At 66.6% G+C, this 24,465-nt stretch carries 18 protein-coding genes and 3 pseudogenes; 10 read left to right on the top strand and 11 right to left on the bottom strand.

Going from position 1 to position 24,465, the window contains the following annotated elements; all coding sequences use genetic code 11:
- Nucleotides 1-121: 121 nt before the first annotated feature.
- From ACQEXA_RS60700 to ACQEXA_RS60720, 5 genes are all read right to left on the bottom strand, one after another.
- Nucleotides 122-1,144: an acyl-CoA dehydrogenase family protein gene (locus tag ACQEXA_RS60700; RefSeq protein ID WP_433135236.1), complete on the bottom strand. Its 1,023-nt coding sequence runs from the start codon at nt 1,142-1,144 to the stop codon at nt 122-124.
- Entirely contained in the window at nt 1,141-2,304 is a 1,164-nt protein-coding gene (locus ACQEXA_RS60705; protein WP_433135238.1) for an acyl-CoA dehydrogenase family protein, read from the bottom strand. Before ACQEXA_RS60705 ends, ACQEXA_RS60700 begins: the two co-directional genes overlap by 4 nt.
- 25 nt (nt 2,305-2,329) lie before the next feature.
- Nucleotides 2,330-4,138, bottom strand: a complete 1,809-nt coding sequence (locus ACQEXA_RS60710; protein WP_433135239.1) for a CoA-transferase — start codon at nt 4,136-4,138, stop codon at nt 2,330-2,332.
- Nucleotides 4,135-5,550, bottom strand: coding sequence for an aldehyde dehydrogenase family protein (locus ACQEXA_RS60715; protein WP_432941511.1), 1,416 nt, complete (start codon nt 5,548-5,550; stop codon nt 4,135-4,137). The genes ACQEXA_RS60710 and ACQEXA_RS60715 overlap by 4 nt, the downstream gene beginning before the upstream one ends.
- Before the next feature lie 75 nt (nt 5,551-5,625).
- Nucleotides 5,626-6,414 (bottom strand): HpcH/HpaI aldolase family protein, encoded by a 789-nt coding sequence (locus tag ACQEXA_RS60720; protein WP_432941513.1) that lies wholly within the window; start codon nt 6,412-6,414, stop codon nt 5,626-5,628.
- Between the two features lie 204 nt (nt 6,415-6,618).
- On the opposite strand from ACQEXA_RS60720, the gene ACQEXA_RS60725 reads away from it, so the two are divergent.
- From ACQEXA_RS60725 to ACQEXA_RS60765, 9 genes and pseudogenes are all read left to right on the top strand, one after another.
- Nucleotides 6,619-7,224, top strand: coding sequence for a thiamine pyrophosphate-binding protein (locus tag ACQEXA_RS60725; RefSeq protein ID WP_433135240.1), 606 nt, complete (start codon nt 6,619-6,621; stop codon nt 7,222-7,224).
- 5 nt (nt 7,225-7,229) lie between these two features.
- On the top strand, nt 7,230-7,838 hold the full coding sequence (locus ACQEXA_RS60730; RefSeq protein WP_432941518.1) for a thiamine pyrophosphate-dependent enzyme: 609 nt from the start codon (nt 7,230-7,232) through the stop codon (nt 7,836-7,838).
- Nucleotides 7,835-9,085, top strand: coding sequence for a CaiB/BaiF CoA transferase family protein (locus tag ACQEXA_RS60735; RefSeq protein WP_432941519.1), 1,251 nt, complete (start codon nt 7,835-7,837; stop codon nt 9,083-9,085). The genes ACQEXA_RS60730 and ACQEXA_RS60735 overlap by 4 nt, the downstream gene beginning before the upstream one ends.
- Nucleotides 9,086-9,095: 10 nt before the next feature.
- Nucleotides 9,096-10,532 (top strand): MFS transporter, encoded by a 1,437-nt coding sequence (locus tag ACQEXA_RS60740; RefSeq protein ID WP_432941521.1) that lies wholly within the window; start codon nt 9,096-9,098, stop codon nt 10,530-10,532.
- A 115-nt stretch (nt 10,533-10,647) separates the two neighbouring features.
- A complete protein-coding gene (locus ACQEXA_RS60745) occupies nt 10,648-11,877 on the top strand; it encodes an amidohydrolase family protein (RefSeq protein ID WP_432941524.1) in 1,230 nt (409 codons plus the stop codon).
- A gap of 635 nt (nt 11,878-12,512) precedes the next feature.
- Nucleotides 12,513-13,199, top strand: coding sequence for a TetR/AcrR family transcriptional regulator (locus ACQEXA_RS60750; protein ID WP_432941527.1), 687 nt, complete (start codon nt 12,513-12,515; stop codon nt 13,197-13,199).
- Between the two features lie 1,252 nt (nt 13,200-14,451).
- Nucleotides 14,452-14,910: a MaoC family dehydratase gene (locus tag ACQEXA_RS60755; RefSeq protein WP_432941529.1), complete on the top strand. Its 459-nt coding sequence runs from the start codon at nt 14,452-14,454 to the stop codon at nt 14,908-14,910.
- A 117-nt stretch (nt 14,911-15,027) separates the two neighbouring features.
- Nucleotides 15,028-15,165: pseudogene (locus tag ACQEXA_RS60760) on the top strand (aldo/keto reductase); the annotation flags it as partial.
- 129 nt (nt 15,166-15,294) lie between these two features.
- Nucleotides 15,295-16,166 (top strand): annotated as a pseudogene (locus tag ACQEXA_RS60765) (transposase).
- Between the two features lie 214 nt (nt 16,167-16,380).
- Here ACQEXA_RS60765 and ACQEXA_RS60770 read toward each other — a convergent pair.
- The 6 genes and pseudogenes from ACQEXA_RS60770 to ACQEXA_RS60795 all read right to left on the bottom strand — a co-directional run.
- A pseudogene (locus ACQEXA_RS60770) lies at nt 16,381-16,624 on the bottom strand (FAD-binding protein); the annotation flags it as partial.
- Between the two features lie 3 nt (nt 16,625-16,627).
- On the bottom strand, nt 16,628-18,895 hold the full coding sequence (locus ACQEXA_RS60775) for a (Fe-S)-binding protein (protein ID WP_432930495.1): 2,268 nt from the start codon (nt 18,893-18,895) through the stop codon (nt 16,628-16,630).
- 28 nt (nt 18,896-18,923) lie between these two features.
- Nucleotides 18,924-19,886 (bottom strand): electron transfer flavoprotein subunit alpha/FixB family protein, encoded by a 963-nt coding sequence (locus tag ACQEXA_RS60780; protein ID WP_433135241.1) that lies wholly within the window; start codon nt 19,884-19,886, stop codon nt 18,924-18,926.
- Nucleotides 19,887-19,942: 56 nt separating this feature from the next.
- Nucleotides 19,943-20,737 carry an electron transfer flavoprotein subunit beta/FixA family protein gene (locus ACQEXA_RS60785; RefSeq protein ID WP_433135242.1) on the bottom strand — a complete coding sequence of 265 codons (795 nt, stop codon included), beginning with the start codon at nt 20,735-20,737 and terminating at the stop codon, nt 19,943-19,945.
- Between the two features lie 67 nt (nt 20,738-20,804).
- Nucleotides 20,805-21,971, bottom strand: a complete 1,167-nt coding sequence (locus ACQEXA_RS60790) for an acyl-CoA dehydrogenase family protein (protein WP_432941541.1) — start codon at nt 21,969-21,971, stop codon at nt 20,805-20,807.
- A gap of 38 nt (nt 21,972-22,009) precedes the next feature.
- Nucleotides 22,010-23,194 carry a CaiB/BaiF CoA transferase family protein gene (locus tag ACQEXA_RS60795; protein ID WP_433135243.1) on the bottom strand — a complete coding sequence of 395 codons (1,185 nt, stop codon included), beginning with the start codon at nt 23,192-23,194 and terminating at the stop codon, nt 22,010-22,012.
- 269 nt (nt 23,195-23,463) lie between these two features.
- Between ACQEXA_RS60795 and ACQEXA_RS60800 the strand changes: the two genes are divergently transcribed.
- The gene (locus ACQEXA_RS60800; protein WP_432941545.1) at nt 23,464-24,414 is read left to right on the top strand and encodes a LysR family transcriptional regulator; all 951 of its coding nucleotides are present in this window, start codon (nt 23,464-23,466) and stop codon (nt 24,412-24,414) included.
- Nucleotides 24,415-24,465 lie beyond the last annotated feature (51 nt).

Genomic DNA, 24,465 nt, shown 5'->3' on the forward strand with positions numbered 1-24,465 from the left:
ATGAGGGAAGGGGTTAGGACGGCCGGCTGGTAGTCCATCACTGGAAGTGCCGAACGTGCAGGGTCGATGGTCGGATCATGCATGGGGTCTCTCCGGGCGGATGTCGGTCAACTGGTCTGTCTTACGGGTAGCGAGGGGCTATCTGATCGCTCAGGAGATCAGCCGCAACCCGTGCCCGGTGGGTGCGCGCATCACCGTGGGCAAGAGCCAGCGTCCATGCGCGCAGCGAGTAGATATGGAGATCGTGCTCGCGTGTGTAGCCGATGGCACCGTGCAGCTGGAGCGCGGAGTACGCGGCGTATTCAGCCGCTTCCGAGGCAAACACCTTGGCCATGGCGACGTCACGCGCTGCCGACGGCGCATCGGCGGCCAGGGAGCAGGCCGCGCGGGCAACGACGGGGGCGGTGAAGTCCGCTCCGACTGCCACATCCGCCAGGCGGTGCTGGACCGCCTGGAAGGATCCCAGCGGTCCACCGAACTGCTCACGGATATTGACATGGGCGACCGCCATGTCGAGCAGCTTCCTCGCCAGGCCCAGGAGCTGAGCCGAGGTCGCGAGCAGCAGACGGTCCCGTGTTCCACCGAGGATGCGCGCTGCCGCCGACACGAGCCGTGTCTGCGCGGTGGCCTCCCAGGAGACGGTGAACAGCCGCCGGTTCCCGTCGACGGATTGTTCTCGCTCGACCTGCACATCGCGTCCCTCGACTGCGTGCAGCTCATCGCCGTGCTGCAGGATGAGCAGGTCGGCCCGGTCCGCGGACTCCACCAGCGGCGCATCGCCCAGTCCCAGGGACGCCACCGCCTCCCCCGAGGCGATCCGCGGCAGCCATTGTTGCCCCAGTGCGGAACCGGCGGCCTGCAGGGCGTAGCAGGCGGCGAACGATTCGGCGATCGGGCCGGGGACTGCGGCTCTTCCGGTCTCCTCGAACACACCGATGGCATCGCGCTCGTCGAGACCGAGGCCACCGAACTCCTCGCTCACGGTGAGTCCGAACAGGCCGAGGCCTGCGAGCGTCTGCTGCAGCTTGTGCTGCGGTGTCCCGTCCCAGCTTTCCCGCAGCGCCTCCGGCGTGCATTCCTTGGTGAGTGCGTCGCGGACGGCCTGGGCCATCGCCCGCTGCTCTTGCGTCGGCAGAAGTCTCATCGGCGTCCCCTTGGCAGGCCGAGCACACGCTCGGCGACGATGGTGCGCTGAACCTCGTTCGCGCCGCCCCAGATGGTTCCGGGCAGACTGAATATCCAGTCGTCCGACCACTGCCCGGTGCCGCCGGCCGCGGGCGCGGCGACGGTGAGTTCCCCGCGGTCGCCGAGGAGCCGCAGGGCGGTGGCGTGCATTCGGACGTCCATCTCGGACCAGAAGATCTTGTTCAGGCTCATCTCCGGTCCGAGCGTCTGTCCTTCGTCCATTCTCGAGACCGTCGCGGCGGTGTTGAGCCGGTAGGCGTCCGCCTCCATCCACGCTTGAGCGACGTCTTCGAGCAGCGACGGAGGAACCAACGCGCGCTGCTGTGCGGCGAGCGCGACCAGACGGTCCGCACTGGCGAGGAACCGCCCAGGGCTCCTCAGCGACAGCCCTCGTTCGGAACTGGCTGTCGCCATGGCGACCCGCCATCCCGCTCCCACTTCCCCGAGGACGTCGGAGTCGGGAACGAAGACGTCGTCGAAGAAGGTCTCACCGAAGCTCGGTTCACCGTCGAGCTGGTAGATGGGCCGGACGGTCACCCCGTCGGCGGTGAGCGGCACCATGAAGTACGTGAGGCCGCGGTGGCGCTGCTCGTGGGGATCTGAGCGGAACAGACCGAAGCACCAGTCCGCGAACGGCGCCCGGGTGCTCCAGATCTTCTGCCCGTTCAGACGCCATCCGCCCTCGACGCGCGATGCCGTGCTGCGCAGGGAGGCAAGGTCGCTGCCCGCTCCGGGCTCGGACCATACCTGGGCCCAGACGTCGTCGGCGCGGGCCATGCGGAGCAGGAAGCGTTCGCGCTGGTCAGGGGTTCCGTACTCAAAGAGTGTGGGGGCCAGAAGGAAGAGGCCGTTCTGGCTCACCCGCACGGGTGCTTGTGCTCGGTAGTACTCCTCTTCGAAGATCAGCCACTGCCACAGTGAGGCGCCCCGGCCTCCGTATTCCTCGGGCCACGAGACCACGGAGAGCTTCGCGTCGAACATCACCTGCTCCCAGGCGCGGTGCGCAGCAAACCCCTCAGCAGTGTCCAGGACAGGCATGGATGCGGGCTTGTTGACGGACAGCCAGCTGCGAACCTCCTCCCGGAAGGCGGCGTCCTCAGGGGGGACAGACAGATCCATCGGTGGTTTCCTTTGTTTGATGGTGCTAACGCACGAAATTCCCGGCCGGGTCATACGTCCTGACTGCGGCGACTTCTCGGCCGTCGACGGCGGCGAGCACACTGACGTCCCGCGCGACGGGAAGGGTCCAGCCGCAGCGGTCGACAGCCTCGCGGACGAGGTCGTCCTTCGGCAGTGAGTCGCGGTCGAGTACGCCGGTCAGTACGAACTGACCGTCGGATTCCTGCCGCTCGATGACAGCGCGGTCCGTCACAATGGCGCGGACCCCGTGGCCCGGGCTGGTGACGAAGTCGACCGTCTCGGGCAGCCGGGCGCGGTCGTGCGTGGTGGTGACCACGACGGCACGGGCACTGGAGGCGATGTCGTTGCCGCCGCCGGAACCGGTCAGCATCCGGCCTCGGATCCGACTCGTGTTGATCGAGCCGTGGCGATCGACTTGCGCGGCTCCCAGCACCCCGACCGCGCGGCTGTTGAACCCGCCGACCAACACGCCGAGAATCGTTTGCACGTTGGACAGAGAGGTGCTGGTGGACACGTTGCGGTAGTTGAACAGGTAGGGGTCAAGCGGGAGGGGTGTGTAGCCGTACATCCCGCCTTCGGCGAGCAGGTCGAACTCGACTCCCTCCGCACGCAGCGCGTCGGCTGCCAACCACGCGGCGAGGGTGGAGACACCGACGCCGGCCAAAGCGAGGCGCAGGTTCTCCTGTGTCACGAGGCGGTGAACATACCGTCCACCGAGGATCGCCGTCAGCTCACCGCTCGTCGGAGAGTCGGACCACCGCTCCTCAAGCCCGTGCAGCTCTGTCTGCCAACTGTCAGCGGCGGTTGATCCCCGCAGTCGCTGAAGTCGGTCCGGACCGAGCTGTCCAAGGTAGGCGTCGTGATCGGGAAGGTCGAGAATCCACCGCTTGATCCAAGCGGTGAGGGCTTCCGGGTCACGGCAGACCACGCGCAGTTCGTCGAGGAACTCGTAGTCGTCGTGATAGCCGCCGGTCTCAGGTACCAGTTCGCCGGGCAGTTGGTGGGGATGGCTACCGAAGGGCGCCTCGCAGACCGCCGTCACGACCGCCCCGGGAACCTTCACGAATTGGGCATAGCGGCGGATCACGTCCGTCGAGACGATCTTTTCCGCGGTCACGATGACCGCGCGTCGTGTCGCGAAGGCAGCCCAGGCATCTTCGTAATAGGGAGGGCAGATGACTGCGTTCCCCGCCGTATCGGCCAGTAGAGCGTGCACGAACGTGACATCCGGATGCAGCGGCGGCACGAGCGCCGTCTCCTCGCCGCCGTAGGGATCGTCCACCACGCGCAGCAGGCCCGCCTCCGTCAGTTGGTCGCCGAGGTCCGTACCGACCAGGGATCGAGTGGGCAGGAACGGCACGCCGGTCGCGGCGGCGTAGAGCCGCTGGACCAGTGTGAGCATCGACCAGTCCTCGAAGGCCACTGCTCCGGTCTGGTCGGCTTGTGTGAAGACCGGGTTGGGGCCTGGCGCGGGGAACGTGTTCCCGTGCAGGGAGGTGATCACCTTCGCGACAAGCCCGGCCGCGACGAGCACGGCGTGCTGGTTACCGATCGCCGGGGCGATGATCGTCAGGCGCGGGTCCGTTCCGTGCATCTGACGGGTCAGTTCAAAGGTTGCGGCGTTCGGCCGCGCCAGGGAACCACCCAGGTAGACCGCGTCCCCGGGCTGCACGGCAGATCGGACCGCCTGCGCCAGCCCCTCGACCTTGGATTGCTCGGGCACAGCTTCCAGACGTGCGTCCCACTCGTAGACCAGCGGTCCGCGCAGGACGGGACCGTCGGCTGTCAGCGGGAACGAGGGCCGGGCGGTCACGCGATGACCGCCTTGATCTCCAGGAACTCCTCCAGGCCGAAGGTCCCGTGCTCCCGGCCAAGGCCCGACTGCTTGTAGCCGCCGAACGGAGCGCCACGCATCGGGCGGGCGTTGTTGACGCGCACCTGTCCGGTGCGGATCCTGCGGGCAACCCGCAGAGCACGCTCCGGGCTTCCGCTGACTCCGCCCGACAGGCCGTACATCGTGCTGTTGGCGATTTCCACGGCGTCGTCTTCACTGTCGTAGGGCATGATCACCAATACCGGCCCGAAGATCTCCTCCTGAGCGATCACCATGTCCCGGGTGACGTCGGAGAAGACCGTCGGGCGCACGAAATAGCCGGTGCCGAGGCCTTCCGGTGACTGCGGGCCGCCGACGATCAGCTTGGCGCCCTCGTCGATCCCCTGTTTGATGTAGCCCTGGACCCTGGCGCGCTGCACGTCGGAGATGAGCGGTCCCAGCCGGGTCGTCTCCGCGAACGGATCACCCACGGTGAACTTCTCAGCCGTGGTGCGCGCAAGGTCCTCGACTTCCGCAAGCCGCGACCTGGGCACCAGCAGCCGGGTCAGAGCACTGCAGGTCTGGCCCGAGTTCGAGAAGCACGACTGGACGCCGGCCGGCACCGCGGTGGCGAAGTCGGCGTCGTCGAGGAGGATGTTCGCCGACTTTCCGCCCAGCTCCAGCGCGACGCGCTTGACCGTCCCCGCCGCCACCTCCGCGACACGTCGCCCCGCGCCTGTGGACCCGGTGAACGACACCATGTCCACATCCGGATGCTCAGCCAGCCGCTCCCCCACCACAGGGCCCAGTCCGGTGACGAGATTGAACACTCCTGCGGGAAACCCTGCCTCGTGGATGATCTCCGTCAGGATGAATGCGTTGACCGGGGCGACCTCCGAGGGCTTGAGCACCACCGTGCAGCCGGCAGCGAGCGCGTACGCAACCTTCGCCCCCACCTGATTCAACGGCCAGTTCCAGGGTGTGATCGCACCCACGACTCCGACCGGCTCGCGGACGACCAAACACTCCCTCTGCTCCTCGAAAGCGAAGCTTTCCGCCAGCTGTGCGGCCGTCTGGAAGGCGGCAAGCCCACCACCGTCGACTTGCAGGGCCGCCGACTGCCGCAGGGGCATGCCCACTTCATGGGAAATCACGGTGGCCAGTTCGTCCCGACGGGCCTCGATCCCGGCAACCACACGCCGCAGCAGCGCCGCACGTGCCTGCGGCAACTCCTGCGACCAGGCGGGGAAGGCCGCATGCGCTGCCGTGACCGCCCGGTCGATGTCCTCCTGGGCCCCTTCCGGAATGGAGGCAAACACGCTCTCCGACGTGGCGTCGATGACATCCAGCCGGCCCTTGCCAATCGGCTCGACCCACTTGCCATCGATGTAGAACTGGGTGTAGTCGGTCATGCTTCTTCCGTCCTTCGAGTCATCGACCAGGCATCCGGCCGTTGCACGTCTTCGTCGCCACCCGCGCCGGGACCGTTACCGATCGTCCGCGGCAGATACGCGCCGCCTGCCCACCGAAGCCATCTGCTGCGCTACCCGACCCATCTGCTGCTCGAGGAAAAGCAGGTCGGAGCCCACGGTGATCAGCCTTGCGCCCCTGCGCGCAAGGCTCTCCGCCTCCTCCGGTGAGGCTGCGTAGATCCCGAACGGGACGTTCACCGCAAGGCACCGGTCAAAGATCAGATCGATCGCGTTGACGACATCGCGCTGGCCCTGGTCTCCGATGTGTCCGAGTGAAGCTGCAAGATCCGCGGAGCCGATGATGACACCGCCCAGGCCCTGGACTCGAAGGATCTCGTCAACATTCTCCACCGCCAGGCGCGATTCCAGCATCGCCACGACCATCGTCGCGTCGTTCGCCGTCCGCAGGTACGATCCGCGAGCGCCCACCCGCTGCGCTCGCCGTGGACCGATGCCTCGCTCACCCAAGGGTGGATAGAAGGCCGCTCGCACCGCGCGAGAGCATTCCTCCGCTGTCTCAACATGGGGCACGACGACCCCGCTCGCACCGAGATCAAGGACCTGCATGATCGCCGTGGGATCGTTGTGCGGGACGCGAACGAGAACGGAAGCACTGGCCGTTCGAAGGGCAATCAGCTGGTTCTGCAGGCGGTACATCGAGATCGGCGAATGCTCGGTGTCGATCATCAAGAAGTCGAAGGACTGCGCCGCGAACACCTCAGCCACAAATGGGTCGGGAATCGTCAGCGTCACGCCGAAGGCCGCTGAGCCTTCTCGAAGTCGAGCGGACAGCGCACCAGTCATTTTCATGTCCTCTCTGACAACGGACCGGCCTTGAGCCGCAACGACAAGTCCGGGCCCACACGGTGGCTGCCCGTCAAACGCGACGCCGTCATTGCTCGTCACCAGGGCCTACAGATCAGTAAACGTAGCCGTATGGCTGCACCCTTGTCCAGGCGCCTTCACCATCCCTGGACGCAACCGTAGCCACAGGGCTACAGTAGGTCCATGAACCTGGCGCCTAGTAATGAGGCTCCGGATCACATCGTGGATCGGCAAGAGCACGACGTGACACGGAGCAAGGATCGACTCTCCCCGGGGACTGCGGATTCGCTGGACCCGCGCCTGATCCTGAAGGCGATCCGGGACGCTGCGATCACGCACGTGATCACAGTCCCGGACACCCACCAACAGTCACTGCTTCGCCTGTTGGCTGAGCCGACCGGGCCGCAACTGATCACGGTGTGCACCGAGGACGAGGCGATGGGGGTGAATCTGGGCCTGTACATGGGCGGCAAGAAGCCGATGCTCTTGATCCAGAACTCCGGCTTCTACGCGGCGCTGAACACCGTGCGCGGCCTGGCGCTGGACGGACAGGTGCCGACCTGCATGCTGATCGGCGAGTTCTTCCGCGACCCGCATGTCGCGCCGCGAGACCACGCCAGCAGGCTCGTGCGCATGCTGGAACCGACGCTCGACCTGTGGGAGATCCCCACCTACCGACTGGATCACGAGGCTCATATCGCCGACATCCCGGTAGCGGTCGAGCACGCCTACCGGGCACACGGACCGGTGGCTCTCCTCGTTGGCGGCAGAACGGGGGAGGTCTCATGACAGGCATGCTGCGCACCGAGGCGGCCCAGTTGCTCGCCAGCGTTCGCTCGGACATGCTCTCCATCGTCACCATGCAAGCGGTCGAGCCCTGGAATGCCCTGGGACAGGCCGACTCCCGCAACTTCAACGTCACCGGCTGCATGGGCAGCGCCGCGGCCATCGCCCTCGGCCTCGCCCTGGCCCAGCCCAAGGAGCGGGTGCTCGTCATCGACGGCGACGGCAGCCTGCTGATGCAGCTGGCATCGCTTGTCTCCGTCTCTGAGCAACGGCCCAGAAATCTCTACCACGTTGTCTTCGAGAACGGGATCTACGAGACGTCCGGCGGCCAGAGTGTGCCGGGGCGACACGTGACCGACCTCTGCGCCATCGCATCGGCGAGCGGGTACCGGCACGCTCAACGATTCAGCACCGCAGCGCAGTTGGAGGAGGGAATCGAAGCCTCCCTGCGGCTCGACGGCCCCGTCTTCATCTCAGTCACGATCTGCGGTCCCGGCGTCGTCGCGACGACTGATCACCCCTCGCCGGCCAACAAGCCCACCCAGGTCCAGAACATGCGAACGGCGCTCGCCGGTCAGCACGGGGGCCTCCGACGACGTGAGGAATCGACTCAGTGACCGAAACCCACTCATCCAACTCCCGTACACACGGCTGCGGTAGCGGGGCTGCCACGTCCGGGCCGCTCTCCGGTATCCGCGTTGTCGAGCTCGCGACCGTCCTCATGGCTCCCCTCGCCTGCCAAATCCTGGGTGACCTCGGAGCGGACGTGATCAAGGTGGAGGCCGCAAGCGGCGATCACAGTCGCGTGATGGGCGGAGGACCGCACCCGCAGCTCTCCGGGGTCGCGCTCAACCTCCACCGCAACAAGCGCTCGATCCAGCTGGACCTGGCCCGCTCTGAGGGCATGACTGCGTTTCTGCGCCTCCTCGACACAGCTGACGTGTTCGTCACCAACTTCCGTCCCAAGGCGCTGCGCAAGCTCGGCTTGACATACGAAACACTCAGCGCATCGCGCCCCCGTCTCGTCTACTGCGAGGCCCACGGTTTCAGCCTCGAGTCCGGCGAGGCTGACCGCCCTGCATACGACGACATCATCCAAGCCGCAACAGGGCTTCCGTTGTTGACCCTCTCCGCCACGGAGGCAGTCAATTACCTTCCCACAACCATTGCCGACAAGGTAGCGGGCCTCACGATCACCTACAGTGTCCTTGCCGCACTGCTCCACCGGGCACACACGTCCCAAGGCCAGCGGGTGGAGGTCCCGATGTTCGAATCGGCCCTCGCGTTCAACCTCGCCGAACACCTCGCCCGGGCGGCTGTCCCGGGCGGAGAATCCGGCTACGTCCGCCTACTCACCCCATACCGGCGGCCGCACAAGACCAAAGACGGCTACATCGCCCTGCTCCCCTACAACGACAAGAACTGGCACGACCTTTACCACGCTGTCGGACATGCCCACGAGCTCGACGATCCATGGTTCCAGAACCGGCTGGAGAACCCGGGGCCCATATACGCCAGCCTCGGCAAGATTCTGCGTGAGCGCACCACCGCCGAATGGCTGGAGCTCGCCGAGGAACTCGGTATCCCGGCCGGCCCGGTGCCGGCGATGGACGAGATCGTCAACGACCCCTCGCAGCACCGGGGAGTCCTCAGCGAACACGAACACCCAGTCGTCGGTCCCTATCGGCAGATCGCTCCCCCCACCCGGTTCAGCCGCACGCCCGCGAGCATCCGCACGCACGCCCCTCTCCTTGGGCAGGACACAGTGCCCGTGCTGGAGGAGATCGGCCTGACGCCCGAGGAGATCGAGAACCTTCTCGCAAGCGGGGCGGCGATCTCCGGCAGGACAGCGACCGGTACCTGAGGCCGGGACCGTGTCCGCCACATCCGAAGCATCCGACGAGGCGTCCAGGCCGCAGGCGGCGCAGTCGGCTGAACCACTGACAGACAACCCCCAGCTACGCCGCCGCTGGCTGGTCTACGCCGTGGTGGTCGCGACTTTGCTGATGATCTCGGTCGACCAGACCTCGGTCGCCACAGCATTGTCCACACTCCAGTCCGACATGGGTACCTCGTTAGCCTGGAGCAGCTGCACAATCACCGCCTATGCAGCCGGCCAGATCGTCGCCTTCCCCCTCGCGGGCCGCCTGGCGGATCAGTTCGGCCACAAGACGGTCTTTCTCATCGCCATAGCGCTGTTCACTCTCGCGTCGCTTGCCTGCGGGCTGGCGCCGAACATCGGGACGCTCATCGTGTTCCGGCTCCTCCAGGGGCTCGCAGGAGGCGCCTACCTTCCCGCGGCAACCGGAGTCGTCGCCCACCACTTCCCCCGCGACCGAGACAGAGCCGTTGCCCTGTTCGCCAGCATCGTCCCAGTCGGAGCGATCGCAGGTCCCATCGTCGGCGGGGTGATCGTGGCGGCCGCCGGATGGCGATGGATCTTCCTCGTCAACGTGCCACTCGGAGCTGTCCTGTTGGCCGCAGTGGCCGCCACCGTCCGCAAGTCACCGCGCCGACAGGCACAACGAGTGGACTGGATCGGAGTCGTGCTGCTGGTCACTATGCTGCTCAGCGGCACGTACTCGGCCACGTTCTCCGGCATATCCGGCAGCGGCTGGCTCGGTCCGACGAGCGTCTCGGTCACCGCCTTGGCCGCTGTGGCAGCCGGCTGGCGCCTGCTGCGGCACTCTCGTCGCCACCCCGCTCCACTGATCCCGATCGACCTGGTGCGCGGAAGCGGCTTCGCCGCCATGAATGCATTGAACGTCGTGTTCGGCGCCGCCGCCTTCGGCCTGATCGCGCTCGTCCCCCACTACGCCGAATCCCGCTTCGGCCTCGCTCCCGTGGTCGCGGGAGGGCTGCTCGCGCTCCGTGCCCTGGGCACGATCGGCGCGTCGACCGTGGGGGTCGCCCTCATCCGGCGCCTGGGCTTCCGCCCCCTGCTCATCGCGGGTTTCGTGATTCATTCGCTCGGGCTGGCCATGCTGACGTTCCTGCCGCCCGGCGTGCATGTCATGGGCTGGATCGGTACGGCAGCAGTGCTCACCGGCGTTGGAGTCGGTCTTGCCGGCCCCGCATCGAACAACGCAGCCATGCATCTGGCACCCGACCAAGTCTCATCGGTCTCCGGACTGCGTGGCATGTTCCGTCAGGGGGGCGCAATCCTCGCGGTGGCCGTGGTGACCGCGGTCGCCTCCGCAAGCTCCAACCCCACCGATGCGCAGGCCGTCGCCTTCGCCGTCTTCGCTGCCCTCCTCCTCATTGCCGTGCCGATCACGCTGCGCATCTCGAACTATCGGGGGCGCTGGTGAGAGCACATGGACAGAGTGCAGCCATACGGCTACACTTGTAAGCAATCCCCGCTAGCGCCGTGCCGATGCGTTCAGTTGCGCAGCGTCGACGCGGCTCCGAGACGAAAGGACAGATGTGACGAACGCAGAGACCGACTCCACTGCCAACGAGAACCCGCTTGCCGGGCTCAAACTGATCGATTCCGACACGCACTATTCGGAGCCATACGACCTGTGGACCTCGCGCGCTCCCGCGAAGTACAAGGACGTAGTGCCGCATGTCAAGCGCGGCCATGACGGCAAGCTCCACTGGTTCCTCAGGGACCAGGAGATGTTCGCGGCGGGCGGCTCCAGCTTCGTCAACCGCGACGGCGAGAAGATCCCGTGGTTCGAGAAGGACTTCACGACCTACGAGAGCTGGGGCACGCTGCACGAGGCGTCGTACGACCCCAAGGCTCGCGTGAAGTTCATGGACGAGGTGGGGATCTACGCCCAGATCATCTACCCGAACACCCTTGGCAACTCGATGGCGTGGCTCATCGCCGAGGAAGACAAGGACATGGCGTACGCCAGCGTCCGCATCTACAACGACGCCGTCGCCGAGTTCGCCGCCACGGACAAGAGGCGCCTGTTCCCCGTCGCCGTCATGCCCCTGTGGGACATCGACCTGTGCGTGAAGGAGGCGGAGCGGGCCAAGAACGAGCTCGGGCTGCACTCAATCGCGATGGCCGGCGAGGTCCACAAGGCCGGGCTGCCCGACCTCGGACAGCCTGACTGGGACCCGCTGTACGAGGCGTTGACCGACCTCGGACTGCCGATCAACATCCACATCGCGGCGGGTGTGGAGTCGGCGGCCGTCGGCGCCGCGGCGAACTGGACCAAAACGGCCTGGACGTCGCTTCCTGCACGAGCGCACAAGCCCGTCAACTCGGTACAGATGGAGCTCGCGAACTCGCGCTTCGTCTCCAACCTCGTCCTCAGCGACCTCGCCTTCCGCTGGCCCGAGGTCAAGTGGGTGTCGGTAGAGAGCGGCATCGGCTGGCTCCCCTACGTGTTCGAGCGGCTGGACTACGAGTTCCTTGAGGACTACCCGTCCGCGCCGCCGCCCGATCGCCCCAGCGCCCGCGAGATGTTCCAGAAGAACTGCTACGCAACGTTCTGGTTCGAGGACAGCGGGCCGCAACGTCTGCTCGACGTGATCGGCATCAACAACGTCATGTGGGAGACGGACTTCCCGCACCCGACGTGCCTGCACCCCGACGCTGTCCTGCGCTCGGCCAAGGCGCTCGCCGGCCTGGGCCCCGACGTCCTGCGGCGGATCGTCCAGGACAATGCGGCGGAGCTCTACAACATCGACGTCAGTTAGCTCGTCTTGCAGGACACGTCAGTTCCTGCAGAGTTGACATGCCGCCAGGCCGCCACGTCGACTGGCGGCATGTGGCTGTTTGCTCCACACACCAGGACCGACGGATCGCCGGCTGGATGGTTTGGACCGTGCCCTGTCCGGTGAGGCGACGGCTGCAGGCTCCCGGCCCTTCTGATCACCGCAGGCCAGCGCCATGCCACGACGGCCCCACCGAGGCAGCCGGCCACGCTTCGACCCCTCGGCCTGCCGCCGCCAACATCCTCGAACGCTGCATCGAGGCCCTCGAGCACCAATCATCCACATACAAAGACGCGCAATAATCGGTTCACGAAAACCCCACGTCGGGAGATATGCGACTTACCGGCCGGATACAAGTACTGAAGGACTGCCGATTCCATTCACGGCACAGCCCCGCCAGGCGAGGGGAGACACGGCGGATTCGGCGCTCCTCGAACCATGAAACCATCGCACGATGACTTGTCCGACACTGGCGACATCCCTCGATCGTCATCGGATATGATTCACGAGTTAACAGCGTCCCACCTGCAGACATGCCAGCCTCAGCGCCGCGGAGGGAGCGACTACCACCCACGCCACCGCCGTGCCGGAAGTTCGAAGGACTGACAATACACACCATGACAGGCAAGAAGGTCCGGGGCCAAGAAGCCACACAAAAGCAGGGACATAAAGAGCAGAAATCGGCCCGCACACCAAAATCCGAGACCGTCGAGGCCAACTCTGCTGAGGTCGCCCGCCCGAAGAAGAAGCCTCATGGGCGGGATGAAGTCATCGAGAGCATCATCGACGCCACACTGGATCTTTGGTCGGCAAAAGGGCCGGCAGAGCTATCCATGCGAAGCATCGCTGCCCGAGCAGAGGTGAACTACGGACTTGTTCATCGCCACTTTGGCACCAAAGAGGCCGTCATCCGAGCCGCCATGGAGCGCGTCGTCACCCGAAGTTTCGACTTCGTCAAGGAATGCGATGATCTAGAAAGCGTCGTTAGCGAGATCCTGCCGCGAAGCACTGGGGCGCATGCTCGCCTCCTCGCATGGGCCACCCTCCAATACGTCCTTGATGACGTCCTTCCGGAGAAAGACGAGTTCCTGGAATACGTGGCGGACATTGCGCGCCGACCCGACGACCAGAGCGACTCACCAGAATCTGCGCTGAATGTGGCCTCTCTCATCGCCTTGCTCTACGGGTGGCGGCTCTTCGAGCCTTACCTGCTCCGCGGACTCGATCTGGAGGGGCTGAGCCGCGCCGACCTCGACGCGCACATCCAGAAGACAATGCGAAAGATCATTAGCTCTGACAGTTGACGCAAGCCCTCCGTTCAGGGCATCACGGCAGTAGGCGTGAGGGATGTCGAAGGCCCTTCATAGCCCGGGGTGCAACAGGCACTCCAGCGCGGGCGTTCCGCAGCCGTAGTGGTCTGGCGGAACCCGCACCGACCCGACGCGAAAAGACTGACTTGGATTGCCCGTAGCGACTCCCGGACGGCGTGGCTAGCCCTGGCGTGTCCTGCAGGGGGCCGGCTGGGTGATGTGTGAATCGCTTGTCGAACGCCAGCCCTCCCCTGCCATTCAGCAGTGAGGGACCGCTCGGTGGAGACCTTCTCCCATCGAAGGAGGCCTCTGGCAGCGCAGCACACTATTCGCGTTTTCGACGAACAAACTGGGGCATCACAATCCCTGCCGCAAACACCGCTGACCAAAAGTCCCTGTGGGCAGGTAAGACGGCCGTCGGCTGATTTTTCGAGATGTCTGTGGTCACGAATTGGAGTTCAGGCGAAACACCATGCCTTGGCCGAAGCCGGGGACAGGGCTTCGACGTAGTCGAGTGACATCGGTTTTGTGACCAGGCGAGTCCCGAGTGCGAGGGCGCGGCGAAGGCCCCGGGCGTTGTAGCGGAGGCCAGGGCGATGCATTCGGCTCGAGCTGCTCGTAGGGCTCCGATGCCATGGTTACGCCAGGCGCCCATGGCGCGGGGTGCGCTGCCGGTCCGCAGCCGGGAGGCGTCCTCGGCGTGGGACGTGATGAGGGCCTCGACCTGCCGGTGGTCGGTTGCACGGGACGGCTGCAATGCCCTTGCCTGCCGGCGCGACCGAGGAACCCTGGACCACCGCCCCGAGCGTCGGGTCTCGGCCATGACACTCGGCGGCCCGTTGACCGCAACCGTCGCTCCACCGCGATCACAAGGGCGGCTCAACCGCCCGAAGCGAAACAACGTTGGTGACTCGCCCGCTGCATATCCCGTGGACGGGGTGAGGCCAAGCGGCTACACTCGTCAGGCGTTACGTCGCAACAGCCCACACGGATCCGATCTCGCACTCACCACCGGTGCGTACTCGGCAGCCGCGGAGACCATCCAACGAGCCGCGAGAGAAACCAGGTGCAGTCGTCGAGGTATTACCCGTAGACGTGCCTGACCTCGACGCGATCGAGGGCTCAATTGCCAAGCGATGCAATACGTACAGCTGACCGCCGACGACATCGCCGAGGCCATGTCAGTCGCTGGGGATATCAAATTGACCCGGTGCGTCATCCTGTGCCGGCGGAAAGGAGCTGGGCCGTGCTCATCATCCACGGCACCGAAGAGTTGCGGACACTGACCGGACATGAGCTGGGGGTCAGCGAGTGGACGACCATCGAGCAGGAAGATGTCAACACATTCGCCAACCTCACCGGTGACCATCAGTGGATCCACATCGACATCGAGCGTGCCAGGGGAAGTCGCTTCGGTGGCACGATCGCACACGGCTATCTGACCCTGGGGTTGGTGCCCCGGCTGGCCTCCAGCATTTATCGCGTCCAAGGCTTTGGCTACGGACTCAACTACGGCGTCAACAAGGTGCGTTTCCCCTCCCCGCTGCCGGTCGGCAGCCGGATCAGACTTCGGGCTCGGCTGGCCGAGGTCCGTGAGGTCACCCACGACGGCATTCAGGTGATCATCGTCGCCACATTCGAGTGTGAGGGTGCTCCCGAGAAGCCTGTGTGCGTCGCCGAGACAATCGTCCGGTACTACCCGTGACCCATTGGCGACCGCGGGCAGGACTTCCTGCGGCTGCTTGGCCTCCCCCGGATCCCGGTCGGGGTGGTGCGTCACGGTGCCATCCACCCGGACGCCTGACGACGACGCTCGGCTCCTGCGGACATCTACTCGGGCGGGGAGTCGGAGGAGATCGTCGGTTAGGCGCTCAAGGGCCGTAGGGACGACGTTGTCGTGGCGAGGAAATTCTTCAACCCCATGAGGCCGGACGCGAACTACCGCGGCGATTCGCGTCGTTCAACTGGCCGCCGCCAGCGCCCCGAACGTCAAGGCGCTGGTCTAAGCCTGATGTTTACCGAATTCGGCTTCTTACGGTCTGGGGCTTCTCGGGCCTGGTGACGGAGTCCGACGTGGTAGTCCGGAGGCATACGGTGGCCAGATGGGGGGCGTGCTGACCGCCGAGCAGCGAAAGCGTCGAGAAGAGGTACGGATGCGGGCCGCTGACCTCTTCGAGGAGGGTGTGAGAGTCCCGTGCACTGCCCGAGAGTTACGGGTACGCGAAAAGTCGGTCTGCCGGTGGCGCCGTCCCTGGGAGTCCGCCGAGCGGGAGGCGCTGTGCTCCAAGAGGCCTTCGGGCTATGCCTGTCGGCTCGACCCGAACCTGCAGGCCAAACTCGCCGTCTGGCTGGAGGAGGGGCTGGCCGCGCACGGCTTGACGGACGACCAGGTGTGGACAGCCGCCCGGGTGCTTCGAGGACGAAGCGGGCGTGACCGGCCGGCCGCCCAAGGGTCGTACCTAGAGCCGGCGCGGGATCACCCTGGCGGCGCGCGTTTCCGGGCGCAGCCGTGGCCGCCTCTCGGTGGCCGGGCTGCTGTGCTTCAGGCCGGGCCTGCCCGCCCGCCTGTGTTACCGGCTGCGCCAGCACGTCGGCCGCAAGGGCGAGCGCCGCTCGCTGAGCGAGACGGAGTACATCCGCCTGCTCGACGGCACCCCCCAGCTGCTGAAGGTCCCGCTGATGGTGGTGTGGGACCGGCTGAGCACCGACACCTCGAAGACGATGAAGACGCTCGTGGCCGAGCGGGAATGGCTGACGGTGGATGCGCCCGAGCTGAACCCGGTGGAGGGCCTGTGGGCGCATATCAAGCGGAGCCTGGCGAACCTGGCCGCCCGCAACCTCAGCAAGTTGGAGACTCTGCTCCGCCGCCGGCTCAAGGTGTTGCAGTACCGGCACGGCGTCCTCGGCGGATTCCTCGCCGGGACGACGGGCCTCACTCTCGACAGACTGGACTGGCCCTAAAACGCCGAAGTCAGTATCGGTCCGGGTACCGGCCGGGACCGGCTTGACGTACTGGACGATGCGGCCGATCACGCGTGCGAGCAGCGTTACGCCAACCACGATCAGAACCAGCGACACGTTGATCGCGGCGAGCTGCATCAGTGGAACACCTTCCCACTCATTCCCGGCCCCCCTGCCTGGCCTGGGGCCTGGCAGACAAGCCGAGCGCGGGCGGTCAGCCCTTGCGGGTCTTGATCTCCTTGGTCCCCCACGCCGTAGTCGACCAGGTCGAAGATCGGCGCCTCGGCGACCTTGTTGATCGCCACGATCGTCTTCGAGGTCTGCATGCTGGCCCGGTGCTGTGGCACCGAAGATGCCGTTGGCGACGTACAGCTGGAGGACTTGCCGGTCTGGCCGACCTGGTTGGTGTGCGGGTACCAGCCCGCGCCGAGCGAGTCGGCGAGCGCTTCGATGACCGCCCGCTACTTCACCGGCTGCGGCTCCGGCTCGCTCTCCGTCTCCGCCTCGCCCGCCGGGTCGACCGGCGTCCTGACGGAGTCCAGCAGCAGCTGGGCCACGTCCACGACCTGGATGGACTCCTTGGCCTTGCCCTCGTTCTTCTTGCCGTTGACCGAGTCGGTCAGCATGACCAGGCAGAACGGGCAGGCTGTGGAGACGATGTCCGGGTTCAGGGAGAGGGCCTCGTCCACGCGCTCGTTGTTGATGCGCTTGCCGATGCGCTCCTCCATCCACATCCGGGCGCCGCCGGCGCCGCAGCAGAAGCCGCGCTCCTTGTGGCGGTGCATCTCCTCGTTGCGCAGGCCCGGGACCTTGCCGATGATCTCGCGCGGCGGCGTGTAGATCTTGTTGTGGCGGCCCAGGTAGCACGGGTCGTGGTAGGTGATGATGCCCTCGACCGGGGTGACCGGGATCAGCTTGCCCTCGTCCACCAGGTGCTGGAGCAGCTGGGTGTGGTGGACGACCTCGTAGTCGCCGCCGATCTGCGGGTACTCGTTGCCGATCGTGTTGAGGCAGTGGGGGCAGGTCGCGACGATCTTCTTGGCCGACCGCGGCTTCTTCGTCGCCGGGTCCTCGTCGTCCTCACCGAAGGCCATGTTCAACGCGGCCACGTTCTCCATGCCGAGCTCCTGGAACAGGGGCTCGTTGCCGAGGCGGCGGGCGGAGTCACCGGTGCACTTCTCGTCGCCGCCCATGATCGCGAACTTGACGCCCGCGATGTGGAGGAGTTCGGCGAACGCCTTCGTGGTCTTCTTGGCGCGGTCCTCGAGGGCGCCCGCGCAGCCGACCCAGTACAGGTACTCGACCTCGGACAGGTCCTCGATGTCCTGGCCCACGACCGGCACCTCGAAGTCGACCTCCTTGGTCCACTCCAGGCGCTGCTTCTTGGCCAGGCCCCAGGGGTTGCCCTTCTTCTCCAGGTTCTTGAGCATCGTGCCCGCCTCGGACGGGAACGAGGACTCGATCATGACCTGGTAGCGGCGCATGTCGACGATGTGGTCGACGTGCTCGATGTCCACCGGGCACTGCTCCACGCACGCACCGCAGGTGGTGCAGGACCACAGCACGTCCGGGTCGATGACGCCGTTCTCCTCGGCGGTGCCGATCAGCGGGCGCTCGGCCTCGGCGAGGGCGGCGGCCGGAACGTCCTTGAGCTGCTCGGCGGACGCCTTCTCCTCGCCCTCCATGGTCTTGCCGCCGCCGGCCAGCAGGTACGGAGCCTTGGCGTGGGCGTGGTCCCTCAGGGACATGATCAGGAGCTTGGGGGAGAGCGGCTTGCCCGTGTTCCAGGCCGGGCACTGCGACTGGCAGCGGCCGCACTCGGTGCAGGTGGAGAAGTCCAGCAGACCCTTCCAGGAGAACTGCTCGACCTGGGAGACGCCGAAGACGTCGTCCTCGCCCGGGTCGGTGAAGTCGATCGGCTTGCCGCCGCTCGTCATCGGCTGGAGGGCGCCGAGGGCCGTACCGCCGTCGCTCTCCCGCTTGAACCAGATGTTGGGGAAGGCGAGGAAGCGGTGCCAGGCCACGCCCATGTCCGTCTTCAGCGAGACGGTGATCATCCAGATGAAGGACGTCGCGATCTTGATCATTGCGACCAGGTAGACCACGTTCTGCAGCGTGCCCACGCTCAGGCCCTTGAAGGCCGCGACCAGTGGGTACGAGATCAGGTACGACGCCTCGTAGCCCGTCACGTGGTGGAGGGCACCCTCCAGGCCGCGCAGCGTGAGGATCGCCAGGCCGATGATGAGGATGACGGCCTCGACGAAGTACGCCTGCCCGGTGTTGGAGCCCGCGAAGCGGGACTTGCGGCCCGGGCGGCCCGGGCGCGACAGCTGGCGGATCGCGATGAGCGTCAGGATGCCGAGCGTGGTGAGCAGGCCCACGAGCTCGGTGAAGACCTCGTACGGCGGCCAGTCGCCGATGACGGGGATGTACCAGTCGGCCTGGAAGAGCTGGCCGAAGGCGTTGACCAGGGTCAGGACCAGGGTGAAGAAGCCCACCGCCACGAACCAGTGCGCGACGCCGACGATGCCCCAGCGGTTCATACGGGTGTGGCCGAGGAACTCCTTGACCACGGTGACGGTGCGCTGCTTGGGGTCGTTGGTGCGGGTGCCGGCGGGCACGTTCTGTCCGAGCCGCACGAAGCGGTAGATCTGGCCGATGGCTCGGGCGAACAACGCCACGCCGACCACGGCCAGGACCAGCGACACGATGATCGCGGCGAGTTGCATGGTAAGAGCCTTCAATTTCCTCGTGAGATCAAGCCTTGCGGGTCTTGATCTCCTCGGTGAGCTGCGGGACGACCTCGAAGAGGTCACCCACCACGCCGTAGTCGACCAGGTCGAAGATCGGCGCCTCGGAGTCCTTGTTGATCGCGACGATCGTCTTCGAGGTCTGCATACCGGCACGGTGCTGGATCGCACCGGAGATACCGGAGGCGATGTACAACTGCGGGGACACGCTCTTACCGGTCTGGCCGACCTGGTTGGTGTGCGGGTACCAGCCCGCGTCCACCGCGGCACGCGAGGCGCCGACGGCCGCGCCGAGGGAGTCGGCGAGCGCCTCGATGACCGCGAAATTCTCCGCGCCATTGACTCCGCGGCCACCGGAGACCACGATCGCGGCCTCGGTCAGCTCCGGACGGCCCGTCGACTCACGCGGCGTACGGGCGGTGACCTTGGTGCCGGTGGCCTTCTCGGAGAAGGACACGGTCAGCGCCTCCACCGCACCGGCGGCCGGGGCGGCCTGAACCGCGGCCGAGTTCGGCTTGACGGTGATGACCGGGGCGCCCTTGCTGACACGGGAGGTGGTGGTGAAGGAGGCGGCGAACACCGACTGGGTGGCCACCGGGCCCTCCTCGCCGGCCTCCAGGTCGACGGCGTCGGTGATGATGCCCGAGCCGATACGCAGGGCCAGACGGGCCGCGATCTCCTTGCCCTCCGCGGAGGACGGCACCAGGACCGCGGCCGGCAAGACGGCCTCGTAGGCGGCCTGCAACGCGTCCACCTTCGGCACGACCAGGTAGTCGGCGTACTCCGAGGCGTCGTTCGTGAGGACCCGCGCGGCACCGTGCTCGGCGAGCGCCGCGGCGGTGCTCTCCGCGCCCGCACCGACGGCGACGGCGACCGGCTCACCGATACGGCGGGCCAGCGTGAGCAGCTCCAGGGTGGGCTTGCGGACCACGCCGTCCACGTGGTCGACGTAGACGAGAACTTCAGCCATGGGAATGGATCTCCTAGCGGATTGCGACGTCTGAGGGGCGGTCAGGCTGGGAAGCCTTAGATGAACTTCTGGCTCGCGAGGAACTCAGCGAGCTGCTTGCCGCCCTCGCCCTCGTCCTTGACGATGGTGCCCGCGCTACGCGCCGGGCGCTGGGCCGCGGCCTCGACCTTCGTCCAGGCACCCTCGAGACCGACCTGACCGGCCTCGATCTCCAGGTCCGAGAGGTCCCAGGACTGAACCGGCTTCTTCTTGGCCGCCATGATGCCCTTGAAGGAGGGGTAACGCGCCTCACCCGACTGGTCGGTGACCGAGACGACGGCCGGCAGCTGCGCCTCGAGCTGCTCGGAGGCCGTGTCGCCGTCGCGGCGACCCTTCACAGTGCCGTCCTCCACGGACACCTCGGACAGCAGCGTGACCTGCGGCACGCCCAGACGCTCGGCCAGCAGCGCCGGGACCACACCGGCCGTGCCGTCGGTGGACGCCATGCCCGAGATCACCAGGTCGTACCCGGCCTTCTCGATCGCCTTGGCCAGCACCAGCGAAGTGCCGATGATGTCCGTGCCGTGCAGATCGTCGTCCTCGACATGGATCGCCTTGTCGGCACCCATCGACAGCGCCTTGCGCAGCGCGTCCTTGGCATCCTCCGGACCCACCGTCAGCACGGTCACCTCGGCATCGTCCCCCTTGTCCCGGCGGTCTCCCGCGATCTGCAACGCCTGCTCCACCGCGTACTCGTCGAGCTCGCAGAGCAGACCATCCACATCGTCCCGGTCGACGGTCAGGTCATCGGCGAAGTGCCGGTCGCCAGTGGCGTCGGGCACGTACTTCACACAAACAACAATCTTCACCATGAGGGCGTCCTGTTCTCAGCCACAGCCTCGTCCGGGCCGTTTTCCTTCGTTTCAGCGCTGCCTGTCGTTACGCGTCGAGCCCGCCGCGCTTGATGAGCTGGCTCGCGATCACGTTCTTCTGGATCTCGTTGGTGCCCTCGCCAACGATCATCAGCGGGGCGTCCCGGAAGTACCGCTCGACGTCGAACTCGGTCGAGTAGCCGTAACCGCCATGGATACGGAGGGCGCTGAGGGCGATCTGCATGCCAGTCTCGGAGGCGAAGAGCTTGGCCATTCCGGCCTCCATGTCCACCCGTCGACCGGCCTCGGCCTCCCGGGCGGCGTACAGGGTGAGCTGGCGGGCCGCGGCCAGCGAGGTGGCCATGTCGGCGAGGTAGTGGCCGATCGCCTGGTGCTGCCAGATCGGCTTGCCGAAGGACTCGCGCTCCTGCGCATAGGCGAGCGAGTCCTCCAGCGCCGCCCGGCCGACACCCAGGGCGCGGGCCGCGACCTGAAGACGTCCGGTCTCCAGACCCTTCATCATCTGGGCGAAGCCCTTCCCCTCGACACCGCCGAGCACCGCGTCCGCGGGCACGCAATAGTCGTCGAAGGCCAGCTCGCAGCTCTCCACGCCCTTGTAGCCCAGCTTGGGCAGATCGCGGGATACCGTCAGCCCAGGCCCGTGCTCGGCGAGGAGGATCGAGATGCCCTGGTGCGCGGGGCTCGCCTCGGGATCGGTCTTGCACAGCAGCGCGATCAGCTTGGCGCGCCGCGAGTTGGTGATCCAGGTCTTCGAGCCGTTGACGACATAGACCTCGGCGTCCTTGCGGGCGACGGTGCGCATGGCCTGCAGATCGGAGCCGCCTCCGGGTTCAGTCAGGGCCATGGTGGCCCGGATCTCGCCGGTGGCCATCCTCGGCAGATAGCGGCGCTTCTGTTCCTCCGTACCGAAGTGCACCAGCAGCTTCGCGACCACGGTGTGGCCGCCCATGGCACCGGCCAGGCTCATCCAGCCGCGGGAAAGCTCCTCGGTGACCAGGACGTAGCAGGGCATGGAGACCGCGTTGCCGCCGTACTCCTCGGGGATGGCCAGCCCGTAGATCCCCAGCTGCTTCATCTGCTCGATCAGGGCCTCGGGATAGGTGTTGGAGTGCTCGAGCTCCTGAACGACCGGCTTCACCTCCTTGTCGACGAACTCGCGCACAGTCTTCACGACAAACCGCTCGTCGTCGGAGAGGGCGTCCAGGGTGCTCACGGTGTACTCCTCATTCTTTTCACTGCCCAAGCGTGCTGTCAGATGACGCCGTCGGCCCGCAGTTGCTCGATCCAGGCTGCGGACAGTCCAAGTTCGGCCAGAACCCGCTCGGTGTGTTCGCCTACCGCCGGTACCGGGTCCATGCGCGGCCCGACTCCGGCCAGGTCCGCCGGCGGCTGGAGAGCCGGCACCACGGCACCCGGGATGTCCACTTCTTGCCAGCGGTTCCGGTCGGCGAGTACCGGATGTTCGATGAACTCCCGCACGTCGTTGACCCCGGCATTCGCGATCCCGGCCGCGTCCAGCAACTTCATCACCTCACCGCTGCCAGAACGCCTGAACCGTTCCGTGATGATCGTGTTGAGCTCGGTTCGGTGGGCGACCCGGTCGGATCCGGTGGCGAACCGCGGATCGTTCACCAACTCCGGGCGCGCGAGAAAGCGTTCGCACAGCGCCGCCCACTCCCGCTCGTTCTGGATGGAGAACAGCACCTGCTTGCCGTCAGCCGCCGTGTAGGCACCGTACGGTGCGATGGTGGCGTGCTGCGTGCCGATCCGCGGGGGCTGGGTACCACCGTGGCGCGTGTAGTACGCGGGCTGGCTCATCCACTCCGCCAGCGCCTCGAAGAGCGAAACCTCCACCGCCCGCGCCACGCCGGTGGTCGCCCGCGTGTACAGCGCCGTCAAGACGCCGGAGTAGGCGTACATGCCCGCGGCGATGTCGGCGACCGACACGCCCACCCGAGCGGTCTCCTCCGGTGTGCCGGTCAGCGAAACCAGACCTGTCTGGCACTGCACGAGCAGGTCGTAGGCCTTGCGGTCCGCCCACGGGCCGGTGGTGCCGTACCCGGAGATGGTGCACGGGATCAGCGACGTGTGCCGCTGCGCGAGGGATTCGGCGTCCAGTCCCAGGCGGGCCGCCGCGCCCGGGGCCAGGTTCTGGACGAAGACGTCCGCCCGGGCCAGCAGCTCCTCCAGCAGCTTCCGGCCGGAGGGGGACTTCAGGTCGAGGGTCACGGACTCCTTGGACCGGTTGAGCCAGACGAAATAGCTGGACTGACCGTGCACGGTGGTGTCGTAACGTCGGGCGAAGTCGCCGCCCTCGGGCCGCTCCACCTTGATCACACGGGCACCGAGATCCGCGAGCTGACGGGTGGCGAACGGCGCCGCCACGGCCTGCTCGACACTCACGACGGTGACGCCGGAGAGCGGGAATGCGGTCATGCTCTGACCTCCAGGGACCAGGCGGAAACATTCAGGACAGGCGTGGCCGGCGGATCTCCCGTAGGGGTCACACGAGAGATCCGCCGCCTTCGAGGACGTGTGCGGACGCCCTCGAGCCGCTCGATGCACCGCGCTGAAACGGTGCATCGCGCGAACCTCCCTCGCTCCGACGCAGCGCCATCATGGGCACTCATGACGCATAAGGTGAAATACCGATTTCTGATGGGCCTATGCCCGGTGCAGATGGATGGCCCCAAAGCGAGGAACCGATGGACATCAAGCAGCTCAGAGCACTCGTCACCGTGGCTGAGGCGGGCAGCGTCACCCGCGCGGCAGAACTGTTGCATCTCGTCCAGCCCGCCGTCACCCGGCAGATCCGCACCCTGGAGCACGAACTGGGCGTCGCGCTCTTCGAACGGACCCGGCAGGGGATGCAGCCGACGGCAGCGGGAACGATCATGGTCGAGCGCACGCGACGCGCCCTGAACGAACTGGAGCGGGCCCGCACGGAGATTCGGCCGACGCCCGGGGTGGTCACCGGCATCGTGACCGTCGGGCTACTCGACAGCGCCAGCAGCCTACTGGCCGCAGCCCTCGCCTCGACCATCATCCGCGACCACCCCGGCATCGAACTGCGCCTGCTCACGGGGTACTCCGGCCACCTGCAACAGTGGCTCGATGACGGTGACCTGGACCTGACCCTGCTGTACAACCTTTCCAGCACGCCGTCACTCAACGCCGAGCCGCTGGCACGGGAGAGGCTGTGGGCAGTCGCGCCGCCGTCCGCCGGACTCCAGGCCGAGCGCCCCGTCCCGTTCGAGGACGCCGTGTCGCATCCGCTGGTGGTGCCCGCGGCCGGCCACGGGCTCCGTACGGTGATCGACGCGGCCGCCGCACAGGCCAACGTGGATATGAACCTGATCGTGCAGACCAACTCCATGCACGTGCAGAAACAGCTTGTGCTGGCCGGCCACGGCTGGACCATCCTGCCCGGTGTCGGCATCGCCGAGGACGTCGCGAGCGGCCTGCTCAGCGCTGCACCGCTGTGCGCACCCGAGGTGTCGCGCTCGATCGTGCTCTGTACCTCGAGGGCGGGAAGGATCACGCCCGCCGTAGAGGTCGTAGCCAGGGAACTGATCCGACAGATCCACTCGGCAGTACGTCAGGGGCGTTGGCCCTCGGCACAGTTGTACGACAAAGGGGCTGCCAAAGACAGGTGAAGCGTCGCCGGCTGCTGACACCCGGCAGCGCCCACGGAGGAGATCTGTCCG

The organism is Streptomyces sp. CA-106110, from assembly GCF_050936285.1.
Lineage (GTDB): Bacteria > Actinomycetota > Actinomycetes > Streptomycetales > Streptomycetaceae > Streptomyces.

What these genes read in the sequence shown, in the direction of transcription:
- ACQEXA_RS60700 (WP_433135236.1), bottom strand. Translation starts at nt 1,144, where the DNA reads ATGAGACTTCTGCCGACGCAAGAGCAGCGGGCGATGGCCCAGGCCGTC.
- ACQEXA_RS60705 (WP_433135238.1), bottom strand. Translation starts at nt 2,304, where the DNA reads ATGGATCTGTCTGTCCCCCCTGAGGACGCCGCCTTCCGGGAGGAGGTT.
- ACQEXA_RS60715 (WP_432941511.1), bottom strand. Translation starts at nt 5,550, where the DNA reads ATGACCGACTACACCCAGTTCTACATCGATGGCAAGTGGGTCGAGCCG.
- ACQEXA_RS60720 (WP_432941513.1), bottom strand. Translation starts at nt 6,414, where the DNA reads ATGACTGGTGCGCTGTCCGCTCGACTTCGAGAAGGCTCAGCGGCCTTC.
- ACQEXA_RS60725 (WP_433135240.1), top strand. Translation starts at nt 6,619, where the DNA reads ATGAACCTGGCGCCTAGTAATGAGGCTCCGGATCACATCGTGGATCGG.
- ACQEXA_RS60730 (WP_432941518.1), top strand. Translation starts at nt 7,230, where the DNA reads ATGCTGCGCACCGAGGCGGCCCAGTTGCTCGCCAGCGTTCGCTCGGAC.
- ACQEXA_RS60750 (WP_432941527.1), top strand. Translation starts at nt 12,513, where the DNA reads ATGACAGGCAAGAAGGTCCGGGGCCAAGAAGCCACACAAAAGCAGGGA.
- ACQEXA_RS60775 (WP_432930495.1), bottom strand. Translation starts at nt 18,895, where the DNA reads ATGCAACTCGCCGCGATCATCGTGTCGCTGGTCCTGGCCGTGGTCGGC.
- ACQEXA_RS60780 (WP_433135241.1), bottom strand. Translation starts at nt 19,886, where the DNA reads ATGGCTGAAGTTCTCGTCTACGTCGACCACGTGGACGGCGTGGTCCGC.
- ACQEXA_RS60785 (WP_433135242.1), bottom strand. Translation starts at nt 20,737, where the DNA reads ATGGTGAAGATTGTTGTTTGTGTGAAGTACGTGCCCGACGCCACTGGC.
- ACQEXA_RS60795 (WP_433135243.1), bottom strand. Translation starts at nt 23,194, where the DNA reads ATGACCGCATTCCCGCTCTCCGGCGTCACCGTCGTGAGTGTCGAGCAG.
- ACQEXA_RS60800 (WP_432941545.1), top strand. Translation starts at nt 23,464, where the DNA reads ATGGACATCAAGCAGCTCAGAGCACTCGTCACCGTGGCTGAGGCGGGC.